Source organism: Endozoicomonas sp. G2_1 (assembly GCF_017744155.1).
Classification (GTDB): domain Bacteria; phylum Pseudomonadota; class Gammaproteobacteria; order Enterobacterales; family Alteromonadaceae; genus JAGHQT01.
Genome location: NZ_JAGHQT010000003.1, coordinates 58,638 through 72,363 on the forward strand (window position 1 = coordinate 58,638; position 13,726 = coordinate 72,363).

2 protein-coding genes are annotated in these 13,726 nt (G+C 42.2%); one reads left to right on the plus strand and one right to left on the minus strand.

The window, feature by feature from the left end; all coding sequences use genetic code 11:
- Nucleotides 1-183: 183 nt before the first annotated feature.
- The gene (locus J7384_RS05530) at nucleotides 184-327 is read right to left on the minus strand and encodes a hypothetical protein (RefSeq protein ID WP_209111915.1); all 144 of its coding nucleotides are present in this window, start codon (nucleotides 325-327) and stop codon (nucleotides 184-186) included.
- 356 nt (nucleotides 328-683) lie between these two features.
- Here J7384_RS05530 and J7384_RS05535 point away from each other — a divergent pair, with 356 nt between their 5' ends.
- On the plus strand, nucleotides 684-13,712 hold the full coding sequence (locus tag J7384_RS05535) for a non-ribosomal peptide synthetase (RefSeq protein ID WP_209111917.1): 13,029 nt from the start codon (nucleotides 684-686) through the stop codon (nucleotides 13,710-13,712).
- The last annotated feature ends 14 nt before the right edge of the window (nucleotides 13,713-13,726 follow it).

Here is a 13,726-nt window from a genome sequence, read left to right on the forward strand (position 1 = left end):
GGTGAACTAAAATAATACTACTATTTGAAACTGTTGAAGAGTTTTTTGAAATTTTCGCCCCTATAAAAGTGTATGTACATCTCTGGTAACGATTCAGGGACATGTATCTTGAAACAAATTAGCAATCAATCTGATTTTGGTTATCGAGGGGAAAAGCCTGGAAAAATCCAGGCTAACATCTAATTAACGTGGCGGGATATGCACATCTGAGTGATGACTTAGAACTACATCCTTCGCTGACGAAAAACTATTAGAAGCGAAAGTTGCGGTTGCGCCGAACATCATTGTAACAGCAAAAAGAGCTGCGACTTTTTTACTTAATTTCATTTTATATATCCTATAAAAGTAATTTCATTTATTTAATTAACGAATAGAAAGACTTGGTGTCTCTTCTATTCGCTTTTAAATATATCCTCGTGCGAATCTAGAAAAGCTCAAAATTGAGCGTGAATGTAATGATGTGAGCAAAATATTGGGTTTTGATTGAGTAGAAAAGTGCCGAATCTTTGATATTTACTGACTACGATAGAATGTTCGTTTTTAAAGCTTTTATTTTTTTATCTCAGACTCCAGTTCTTTATAAGGAATAAATACAAATTATCAATATTGAGCATGTTGTTTTTACTTGCTTTTGTAGTATGTGCATTTGGTAAAAATTTATCGTTCAGCGTGGAAATGATATTATGCAAAGCGAAAATGGATATGTTCATTCAAATGGCCAGAAAAATGAGTATACACAAAGTGTCAATGTACGCAGCGTGTTTACTCGCGTTTGTGCTGTATTGAACAATTGTTTTGGTATTCATATAGAACTCACTCCCGAGACAGAGTTAAAAACTCTCAACCTTTCTTCTATTAGACAGTTAGAGTTATGGGTTGCAATCAAAGATAATTTTTCCGTTAAGTTAGATATGGAAAAGCTCAATCGTATTGATACCGTTTACCAGCTTTGTGAATTGGTTGAAGAGCAGATTAGCATTATTGTTCCTGTAACTGCTGAACATCCTACGGCAACAGAGTACAGCGAAAAATCACTTCCTTTGTCACCTATTCAACAATCATATTGGGTTGCTGCACAAAATAAATCAGACCCAGACGCTGTTGGATGCCTACTATATTATTCATTTAAGGTGTTAGATTTGGATTTAAGCCGGTTGAGTTCCGCTTGGAGCAAACTGGTAAATGCAACGCCAGTATTGAGAATGTGCGTTGACGCTGATGGACAGTTGAGCATCAAAGATAAAATTTCAAATCAGCTAATCCATGTATACAACGAAGCGTTCTCGACGGAAGTCTCATGGCAAAATCACTTAAGAGATATCAGAGCACAATTTACAAAAAAAATCTCGAATGGAGAGTATGGCTTTCGGGTTGCCGTTTCGCACCGTGGAAACGGTGACAGTGTCGTTCATTTAAGCATTAATGGTATTTTGGTTGATGGCTTGAGTATTAATATCTTGTTGTCCAAGTGGTATCAGGCTTACCTTGATTTATCTATCGAGTGGCCAGCTGAGGAGTGCGATATTAAACAGGCATTGCTTCAAGTCGCTGCCAAACGAAAACAACTCAATGATGACAAGGTAGAACGCTATTGGGATGAAAGGCTGTGTAGCTTTCAACCCAATTTCAATTCGCTTTTAAGTCAAGAGCACGCTCAGCAAAATCTGCTTCCAAGAGACAGTATTTCCACTGAAATTGGCTCTGATACCTGGTCAAAACTAAAGGTACTTGCCGAACAGAGCTCCGTTTCACCAACTGTATTCGTGTTGACGGCATTTTGCGAAGTACTGCGCGGACGGTTAAACAACAAAGACGTTAGCTTATTGCTAACCACAAATAATAGACCATGGTTGCAAAGTGAGGCCAGCCGTCAGTTAATCGGCCCTTTTACCGGAAGCTTATTATTTAGTGCTAGTGAGTTAAGTTCTGATTTCGAAACAAATGCCACACATATAAAAAAGTTACTGTGGCAAGATCTATCGAATAATGCTTTAGACGGTGTCGAAGTGATAAGGCGGTATCGAGCACTGCATAAAAAAGATATCCATATGCCATTAGTATTCACCAGCTTGTTGGATATAGGGTTGGACAGTGTTCCCGAAAACCCTTTCCAAAAGAGTTTGTGTTGCCGATCCTCACATACCACCGGTGTTTGGTTGGAACACGAAATGTGGGAGGAAGACAACGCGCTAAAAATTCATTGGGATTATGCGCCACAATATTTTGCCCTTGGCGAAATCGAACGCTTATTTTCTCGATTAATCCAAACGCTACAGTTTCTTGCTCTGGATGATTATACGAAATCGGGTGCGGACATTAATGCATTGCAGCAAGCATATCTAGTTAGCCGTTTTTCAGAATCAAGTTCGTTATCCAGGTCAAATCGCGCTTGCAATATCTTGCAAAGCTTCCATGTCAAAGACTTTGACTATGAAACTTTTCAAGTAGCAGTAGTAAGATGGATTAATCAGCACGAATGTTTGCGGACATATTTTGCTGAAGATGCCAATAAAAAATGCTTAGCAGCTGAGTTGACGACCTGGGATGTGGCAGTTATCGACCTCACATCTGCCGATGATAGTGTAGGTGCGTTGTCACAGGTAAAGTCGAATCTGATTGAAAAATACAATGTTCTGGGGATAACCCCTTGCTTTGAGATTGTAGTTACCAAGCAGTCACAACATGATTCATACATCCATATTGTCATGGACTTAGCAATGATTGATGCGATAAGTATCAGACAAATTGCACATCAGCTTTTTGAATTTTACGCCAATGAAAATTTTAATTTCACACCATTGTTGAGTGAACATGATTGGTATAAGGGAAAGGAAGTTGTTGAAAACTCTCCTCTTGCTTCGGATTGGGAGTCTTATTGGCAAAAGCACTTACGTACAGCACCGTCAGGACCCAGCCTTGATCACGAAGTTCGACCTGTTAAACGTACGCGCCTGACAACAGAGTTAACCCAGTGGCCTCTATTGCGTCGCGGTACTCAAAGGTTGGGGGTGTCTTGTGATGCACTTTTGAGTGCGTTATTTGCTTTGGCAATCGCAAAACATGCTAAGCAAAGTAACTTTACCATTCCAGTCGTGTGTTGGGACGATGAAACCGATAGATTCAGACCTGGTGAGTATACCTCTTTGACTTGGTTGGTTTGTTCTTTGGAGGCGTTGGCTTATGCTAGCAATTTTGTGTCCTTTGTTAGGGAGTGTAACACAATTTTAATCGAAAGAGTCGAAGGGGCGGTTTCCAAGGGGTTGGGCATTTTGAAGAAAAGGAGTTTTAACTCTTCTTCTGATTTTCAATTTCCCGTAGTTTACACGAGCCTATGGAATGAGGCGTCATATAGATTACCTGAAAATGTGAGGGCACTTGACTGGTTAACCGCTACTCCCGACGTTTCATTAGATATGATTTGCGTCGAAACGGATGACAAGCTGAATATATTTTGGGATGCCGTTGAAAGCGACTTTACGCCTGGGGCGATAAGAGAAGGGTTTGAGGATTTACAACGCGCTATTGATTTACTGTCTTCAAAAGAAAATTGGAACGATATCGATGTGCATGAAATGTTTGCTTTGCCTGTGCAGGAAAATAGTAAGGGTGGAGAGCATCGAGCTGATGAGATGCCCGCAGCCGAGTTCGAGAAAATTATTTATGACTGGAATGCAACTGAAACAGCGTACAGTAAAAATAAATTGCCTATTCAGTTATTCGAGCAACAGGTTGACAAATACGCTAAGAAGACTGCATTGGTGTCTGCAAATCAAGAAATCACATATAAAGAACTCAATAATTGGGCGAATAGCATAGCCAACATGCTGATACACAAAGGCGCTGCTCCGGAGGTTATCGTCGCGCTGTCAATAGAACCAAGCCCTCTGATGATTGCAACCGTCTTGGCTATTCACAAAGCCGGTGCTGCGTATTTACCTCTAGATCCCACGCTGCCTTCTTCCAGAAAACAAGATATTTTGAAAGATTCAGCAGCAAAGATTTATCTACAGAACGAGCAAGCTAAGTCAGATTTCACTTGTGACTTTGATTGTGAGTTCATCCTACTCAATGAAGAAGTCCCAAAAGATGTTGAAACAAGCGTCAATCCACAGATCAACTCAAGTGTGAAAAATTCATCTTATTTAATTTACACATCTGGCTCAACGGGAAAACCTAAAGGTGTGTTGGTTGCTCATCATGGACTGTTGAACCTTATTAACTGGGCAAAAAACAGATTCAATTTTGACGCCCAAGACATGGGGTTATTGGTTGCCTCTTTGAGTTTTGATTTGTCTGTTTTTGACATATTTGGCGTGCTTGGATGTGGTGGTTCACTGTATGTTGCTAATACAGAAGAGCGTAAGGACCCGAATTTATTATTTGATGTCTTGGTTGAACAGAGGATTACTTTTTGGAATTCTTCACCTGCAATGTTATTTCAATTGAAAGAGAGGATGGCAAGTAGTGATTTGTCTTTGGCTGATCAAACACTTAGGTTGGTTTTTTTAAGCGGCGATTTTACGCCACTTAGTTTACCGAAAGAGGTAAAGAGATGCTTTCAACGGTCAGAGCTCATTAACCTGGGAGGTGCTACAGAAGCCACGGTATGGTCGAATTATTACCCTGTTGAATCGGTGAATAATGAGTGGAGAAGTATTCCCTACGGTAAACCCATTGATAATAGCCAATATTACATTCTGGATGAGTCATTACAAGTTTGCGGAATTGGACGCGAGGGTGATCTCTACATTGCCGGCGATTGCTTAACGCTTGGATATTGGAAACGACCCAGTTTAACGGCGCAACAATTTATTCCTAATCCTTTTTCCTCTGAGCCTGGACAGCGAATGTACAAAACTGGGGATAGAGCAGTGTATTTATCGGATGGCAATATTTCCTTTATTGGTCGTTCAGATGGACAGGTTAAAATTCACGGCTATCGCATTGAGCTGGGGGAAATCGAGCATCAATTGCGCGCTCATCCTAATATTGAAGATGTGACACTTCAGGTTAAGGAAGACGACTTAGGAGATAAAAAGTTAATCGCTTACTTAATTGCCAATGGCAGTGAGATGGAGGTTAAATTATTAAGGGCTTATTGCAGCCAATTTCTACCGGAATATATGGTGCCAAATTTCTTTTTTTACATTGATACATTTCCTTCAACAAGTAATGGGAAATTGGATCGCAAGGCACTACCTTGGCCCCTCCAACAATCAAGCTCTACTATCCGGACTAAAAGTAGTGAAAGCGATGAGGTGCGTCAGCAACTTTTTCAGTTCATCAAAGACTTGCTTTGTAAACAATTAAATTCTAATTCAATTCAAGGTGGACAGGATTTATGGGATTTGGGTTTAACTTCTTTCAATATGATTCAGGTCACGAACGCCATTCGGAAACGTTATCAATGTAATGTCAATGTATCGGCACTTATGAATGATCCTTCCCTCAATGGTTTGTATGAGGTAGTAGCCAAAGAAGTGCTAAGTCACTTAGAAGACAATGGACATGTGGAACGAGCCTCAGTAGCGCAGGTAGAATGTGAAGGAGAACACGGAAGCACTGTAAATATAGACTCAATAGACTTATGTGATAAAGAGGCGGTTGATAAGTTTAAGGCATTGAACAAAAACCAACTACTTAGACAGCCTGATTCCATAGCAACGCCATTACACAATTGGCGAAAACAAGGAAGTTGGCAATCTTGGAGAGCAAACCAAAGACAATTTGAAAAACAAACTATTGCACGAGAAGATTTCGAGAGATTTTTATCTGTTCTCTGTGCAGTGGAAGGAGGCAAGCTGTATCCTTCGGCTGGCGGTACCTATGCTGTGCAGATATTTCTGTATCTCAATGACAATGCTGTTGAAGGTTTTGGTTGTGGTTGGTATCACTATGATCCGCTGGAGCATCAACTGCATTCGTTAACAAGTGAGGAACGATTACAGCACAGCGACCACTTCTTCTATAACCGAGACATTTATTCAGGTGCCAGTTTCAGCTTGTTTATGTTGGGTCAGCAAAATGCGATTAAGCCATTATATAGAGAGTCTGCTCAGCGTTATTTGATGTTGGAAGCTGGCTACATGGGACAGCTGCTTATGTTGGCCCAGGCTAGTTGTAATATTGGTGTTACGATTATTGGTGATATGAATGTGGAGCGACTGCAAAAAGCTCTGCCGATCGATGAGGGGCACTTATACTTGCAATCATTTGTAGGAGGGAGCGTCAACCATACTGGTGAGAACTGCGCTGGCAATCAGAATCAACAGCCAAACTTACCCTTTCTAAATACTTCAACACCAGAAGAATTGGCAATTGTGGGGGTTGCGGGTCGATATCCAGAGGCAAATGATACGGAAGAGTTATGGCAAAACCTGCTCACAGGAAAGCAAGTTAGAAACCCGCTTGAACGCCTCGAAATTTATGGTAATGCCAACTCCGGTTTATTGGGCGGGTTTCTTGACGATATCACCGGCTTTGATAGTCAATTATTTAACGTAGCACCTAGCGAAGCTGCTAGTTTAGATCCCCAGACCCGTTTATTATTGCATACTGTATGGGAATGTTTAGAGCAAAGTTCCCACAACAGTATTTCCCTAAATACTAATGGGGCTAAGGTTGGGGTTTTTGTCGCAGTGATGTGGCATGACTATCTACAACAAGGAGCTAATAAATCAGAAGTAGTTGCCTCTTTGGGGTCTGATATTGCAAATCGTATTTCGCATTTTTTCCATTTTACCGGGCCAAGTATTGCTGTTAATACGTCTTGTTCTTCTTCCTTGACTGCCTTGCATTTGGCACGACAGAGCATTCTAAGTGGTGAATGCGAATCAGCAGTTGTGTGTGCCGTGAATCTCTTTGCGGATAAATATCACGGACAAATTCTCAAAGATTTAAACCTATTGGCCTCATCTAATTGCTCGGGTCTCGCGTATGATAGTTCAAATGATGGTTGGATTCCAGGGGAAGGTTGTGGCGCACTGTTATTAAGGAACAAAGAAGTAGCAGTGACACAAAAGGACAGAGTTTTGTCCTGGTTAAACTCGACGCATGTTTCACATGCAGGCAGTGAAAATCGATACGCAACGCCGAACGTGGAAAGGTTAACAGCCTCAATTCGAGAAACACTACAAATTGGAAATATTCAGCCCGAAGATATATGTTACGTTGAAGCTGCTGCATCTGGTGCCAATATGGCTGACCTTGCGGAGCTGGAAGCACTTCAGCAGGTATTCGATCGAGAGGGTTGCCACCCATGGTTGGGTAGTATTAAACCCAACATAGGTCATTTAGAAGCCGCATCCGGTATGGCACAGTTAACTAAGGCTATTTTGCAATTGCAGAAAGGTCAAATTGCGCCCACACAATTTGGCACTGAATTAGTCGATTGGCAAAACATTAAGCTAATACCCTGTGTTGCGGCTGAGATTTTGGAACGAAATGCAAAGAATGCCTGTTTGGTTAACGCAGTTGGCGCGACGGGCTCATATGCACATGCCTTGATTACTCCTGCATTAGAAAGCAAAACAGGTGACACAATCTTTTCTCATGATGGTGATTACTTCTTTCCGTTGAGCGCCTGCACACAGACCAGCTTGCAATTGTTAGCATCCCGAATAGCAGAGTTTGTGGACGTTAGTGTTGTCGAAAAAGAAGCCAATAAACTGGCTTCAATAGCATATTCTTTGCAACAAGGGAGAAGACAGCTCAGCAAACGTGCAGTCATCAGGACCCATGACATGCGAACTTTAAAACAGGCTTTAATATGTTTGAGTAAAGGCGAGTCTCATACACACTTAGAGTATGCTAATCAGCTTTCTTTGAATTTGAATTCAAAAATTCAAAGGTGGTTGAAGGGTGAGGAAATCAATTGGACTCAATTTTGGCGTCAAACTCCAGTCAAAATTGCATTACCCAGTTATCCCTTCGAAATGGTTTCGTATTGGCTGGACAAGCCGTCATATTCAAATAATGTTTGTATCGCTGAGAAAATGACTGACGACGTTGCTGTTAAAAATGAGGTTTACGTTTGGTTGCAGCAACACTTCGCTCATGTAACTCAAATCCCTGTCACAGAAGTTGAATCGCACATTGCTTTAGACTCCTACGGGCTTTCTTCAGCCATTGTATTGCAAATGAATAGTGTGATTAAGCAGCGCTATAAAAACGCACCTACTTCATTGTTTTATCAGTATAAAACTTTAGGGGAGATCGCAGAGCATCTCACTGGTTTGCTACCGATGTCAAAGGAGTCTGCTCTGCTAACTAAGACTAATGGGAAGGCACCGGCAGGTACTAAAATGTCGTCAGGTTTTTCTTCAGCAAAAAATGGTACTCGAAATATTGCCATCATTGGTGTATCTGGTAAGTATCCTCAAGCCGATACTTTAGATCAATACTGGCGTAATTTAGCACAAGGCAAAAATAGCGTTCGACAAATACCCGAGAACCGATTACAAGCAAACTGGTCTTCTGACCAGATGTGGGGAGGATTTCTAGAACAAGTCGATAAATTTGATCCGCTCTTTTTCAATATAGCTCCAAGAGATGCAGCATTAATCGACCCCCAAACGAGGTTATTTTTACAGGTTGTCTGGAATACATTGCAGAATGCCGGGTATCCCCCGAGTCGGATTCGAGATGTTCACAATGGAAGTTGTGGTGTTTACGTCGGTTCAATGTACAGTGAATACAGCTATTTTGGTGTGGAAGAAACCCTTCGTGGAAATGTTGAATCATCTGATACATCTAATGCTGATATAGCCAATCGCGTATCGTATTTCATGGATATTAATGGTCCTAGCATGACTATCGATACCATGTGCTCGTCTTCATTAACAGCAATTCATTTAGCAGCTGAAGCTTTATGGCGTGGCGAGGTGGAGCTCGCGATAGCGGGTGGTGTGAATTTGTCTTTGCATCCCAATAAATTTGTAACTATTGACAGACTAAAAATGCGTTCTCCTGATAACCTTTGCAAAAGTTTCTCTGCAGATGCTGATGGCTTTATACCCGGTGAAGGCGCTGGCGCTGTATTACTCAAGACTTTAGCACAGGCAGAAAAGGACGGTGATCGTATTTTAGCCGTCATCAAAGGCTCGGCAGTTAATCACGGCGGTCGAAGCAATGGATACATGGTGCCCAATGCGGATGTGCAGTCACGTTTGATTGAAAAGGCTATGCAAAGCGCTAATTTAAATCCTGCAGATATTCAATATATAGAAGCCCATGGTACAGGAACCAGCTTAGGCGATCCGATTGAGGTAGAAGCGTTAACTCGAGCATATAATGCGCTGGGAGATTGTACTCCGGAGATCAACATTGGCTCCGTAAAATCTGCTATTGGTCACCTGGAAGCCGCGGCGGGAATTGCTGGGTTGACAAAAGTGTTGCTGCAAATGCAATACAAGCAAATTGTGCCAACACTTCATGCCACAGAGCTTAACCCAAATATAAATTGGGAACAGATACCCTTTAAGGTTCAAACTGAACTGCAGCCATGGGAAACGGAGCCAGAGCAATTAATGGCAGCGGGTATCAGTTCTTTTGGTGCAGGAGGCACTAACGCTCACGTTGTAGTTCAGGAGTATAGAGTTAAAGAGTCTGCAGCACCTTTAAGCTCGCATAGTGATAACGGTACAATTTATTTTTACCTGCCAGTATCTGGACACACAGAACGTGCATTAGCATCAAATCTGAAATTACTACTGAGTTATTTATCAGGCCTGGAAGAGGGAGAATCGACTCAGAACAGTGATACACAGCAACTCGTTAGCGCTTTAACCGCGTATAGGAAAAAAGCAACGTTAGGTTGGCAGGAAACTTCAGGTGACGTAAATCTGAGTGTGGTTGACAGCTTGCTAGCGCAACTGGGTAGCCAAATAAGGCACGATACATTGCTTATTGAGCAATTGGCCTTTTCTTTACAGGTTGGCAGAGAAGCATTTAAGCATCGAGTTTGTTTCTTGGTATCCGACATTGAAGATGCTCAGTTCAAAATTAAGCAATATTTAGAGGGGAAATCAAACTCAACACCAATAATTGCAAAGGATAAAAGTGAAGTCGTTCTTGAGCCAACACCATCAAGTACAAATCATCAGGAAATTATAGAACATTGGCTTGTTGGCGGCTCAGTGCGATGGGAAAAGCTCTATCCCGATGGTTTTCCTCATATTTTGACGCTACCTGATTATCCGTTTGAGCAGGATCATTGTTGGATAAAACAATCAGCACATACTAAGGAACAATATTTCGCAAATAAGGTACAGGTTGTACAAAAGAGTTGGACGGAGAGCGCCGGACACTTGGCTGTAGAGCCTGAACACTCTGAAAGTTTCTGCATTGCAATAGTGAATGATATAACTGAGCGTCTTATTAAGCGAATGAAAGGCTCGCTGCCATGGCAAAGATTGACGTCAATAAATGTTGATTGTATTGACTTTCTGCGCAAATTAACAAGATTAATTAACAATGAAAAGCAAATTATCGTTCTTGATCTAGTTGATTTAACACACAACAACACACACTTCGAGCACCGACTGCAAGCTTTACAGTTTATGCTAAAACAAGCCTCTATGGTTACCCAGATACTACATCTAACGAGTACTTCGGTTAATCCTTTGTGCAGTGGAAAGCTCGGGGTAGGAGCTAAAGTGGCGTCTCTCATAGAAGCCATCGCGCAAGAACACCGAAGCAGTCATATCAAGACGGTAAGCCTTTCTGTTGAGCTGGACGCAGAGCTTTGTGCTCATGAAGTCGCAGAGATCATCAAAAGTGAGTGCAGTTTAAAACCAGATTATCGTCAAATTCGGTATATCAACGGCGCTCGAGAAGTGCCGTCTTTGAGGTGGCAGGAATTAACTCGCGGTGAGCCGTTTATACCTGATAGTGAAAGCGTTTATGTATTGACAGGCGGAACCCGAGGAATAGGTGCCATGATCGCAAAAGAATGGGTCAAAAGAGGTGCTAGGAAACTGGTTATTCTGAGCAGCACGTCATGGTCAGAAAAGGAAGATGTACTGCTTTCTTCTCTCGAGCGAGAAGCAAAAGAAAATGTTATGGCATTGAGAAAAATGGGCGCTGTTGTAAAGGTTTTCTCTGGGCTAGAAAGGATCGAACTGGCGGATTGCGTACAAGATATTCAAAAGCAACTGGGTCCTATTGATGGCGTTTTTCATTGCGCCGGCTCAGGTAGCAACGGTTCACCAGCTTTCACCCATAAATCAGAGGCAGATTTTGAAAGCACACTGAAACCCAAAATAAGCCTATTAGAAGATCTCGTTTCGGCTCTTATGCCAGTTAACTATCGATTCTTCCTGTCATTTTCATCTGTTTCGGCTGTTTTTCCGCAGTTAGCGGCAGGAGTAAGCGATTATGCTTTGGCGAATAGTATGATGGATAAATATGCTATTGCCGTCGCAGAAGAAAAAAACAAAAAACTCATTTCAATCAATTGGCCGTTTTGGCAGCGTACGGATGATGAAAGCAGTTTAAAGGCATGCTTGGCGCTTGGTTTGAAGCCGATTTCTGATGCTCAAGGCATAGAGTTTATTGACACTTTGCTAAACAATAACGTTGAGCCGAACGTTGCATTTTTGCCATCTAGAGATAAACCGGCGGACTTGAATGAGCGGTTAAAAGTTTCGAGAAATTTACCGCAGAAACAAAAAGTGACGCCACAGGTTGAACGTACTGAAAAAGCGTCAGACAACGCTCTGAAACAGCAGGTTCGACACATCATTGCGCAACGTTTAGGAATGGTTTCAGAGAGTTTAGATGTAAACCTTGAATTTGCAGAGCTCGGTGTCGAATCGGTCATGATGGCCGAACTGCTCTCTGATTTAGAAAACCATGTGGGGTTTTCTTTAGAGCCACATTTGTTGTTGGATTATCCAACAGTTAATCAGTTGAGTGAACAACTTGCAATTCATCCGTCACGACCTGTTGATAAAGGTAATGGCAATCCAACGCCTCCTCGCGTAACCACGGATTTAACTGGAGCGTTGGTAGAGATCATTTCACAAGTGACGGAAATTGCGTCGGGGGACTTGGATCGCAATGCCAGCTTTAGTCAGCTCGGCATAGAATCAGTGATGTTGGCAGAGCTGATGTCCAGATTGGAAGCTAGATTCGGTGTTTTCATAGAGCCAACCGCATTACTGGAACACGACAGCATCGCACGACTCGAACAATTCCTATCACAGTTAGACTTGGCATTAAGCGAATTAAAAATTGATAGTGTGCAAGAAAAAACATCTGATAAGAATAAGGAATATGTTACTGGAGACGTAGCCATCATCGGTGCTTCCGGTTGTTTTCCAAGTGCAGACAACTTGGCTGAGTATTGGGAAATTTTGGCTGAGGGCAGATGCGTAATTGATGAAGTTCCATCAAGTCGATGGAACACTAAAATGCTTTTTGATCCGGCAGGACATTCTGGTAAAAGTGTGAGCAAATGGGGCGGCTTTTTAAACGATATTGAACACTTTGACGCTGCATTTTTCGAAATGTCTGAGAAGGAAGCTTCGGAAACTGATCCAGCGATTAGGATGATGCTTGAACAGGCTTGTCTGTGTCTTTGTAACGCGGGTTACGAAAAACAGGAATTAGATGGTCAAGCCATAGATGTTTACGTTGGCGCTAGAATTTCGAATTATCGCAAGCGGATGGCTGGAAAGCTTGGTGCAGCTGGCTTGGGAGGAGATCAAAACTTCATTGCTGCCAGGATTGCACATTTTATGAATTGGCATGGAACGAACCTGGTGGTGGACTCTGCGTGTTCTTCTTCGTTGAACGCACTTAAATTGGCATGTCAGAGTATTCGTGTCGGCGATACCCAAATGGCTCTTGTCGGCGGCGTAGATTTGCTATTGGATGAAGAATATTATTTGGAATTTACTGAAGCCAAAGCGCTATCGTCAAAGGGGCGATGTCAGGTATTTGATAAGTCCGCAGACGGATTTGTACCGGGTGAAGGTGGCGGAGCTGTCCTGCTCAAATCCTTACAACAGGCGAAGAATGACGGAGATAGGATATTAGGTGTCATTAAGGGAGTCGCTTCTAATAATGATGGCAAGACCATGGGGCTGACTACCCCAAATCCGAAAGCACAACAGCAGGTTATTGAAACGGCCCTGAAGCGCGCCAGTTTAACAGCGCAAGACGTTGGAATGGTCGAAGCCCATGGTACTGGTACGAAAATTGGTGATCCGATTGAACTTAGAGCCCTTAACGAAGTGTTTAACAAGCAGGCCAGCGAGAATCACCGTTGTGCCGTCGCCAGTGTTAAAAGCAATATTGGTCATTTGCTAAGTGCAGCTGGAATAGCCTCCTTGTGTAAAGTGCTTCTTGCCTTGGAAAATAAAACGATACCAGCGACATTGCATTGTGATGAACCCAATCCAAGGTTTAACTTCGAATCATCGTCACTGTACTTGCCATTAGAAAACGAACCCTGGCAAGAAATAAACGGAAATCGAGTCGCTGGTATAAGTGCTTTTGGTTTGGGCGGAAGTAATGTTCACGTCATAGTGTCTGACGAAGCCGCACAACTGAGCAATTATATTCCTCAACGCCAGCCTTTACCTTATCCGAAGTTCGAAAAACAAAGACATTGGATAGAGGCAAACGCGATGCCTTCGGTGCCTACGGTTAACCGCACAACACAAAAGAATAATAAGAAGCCAATCTTAGCGCTCAATTTTGATTGAGTGCCTAAGTGCGC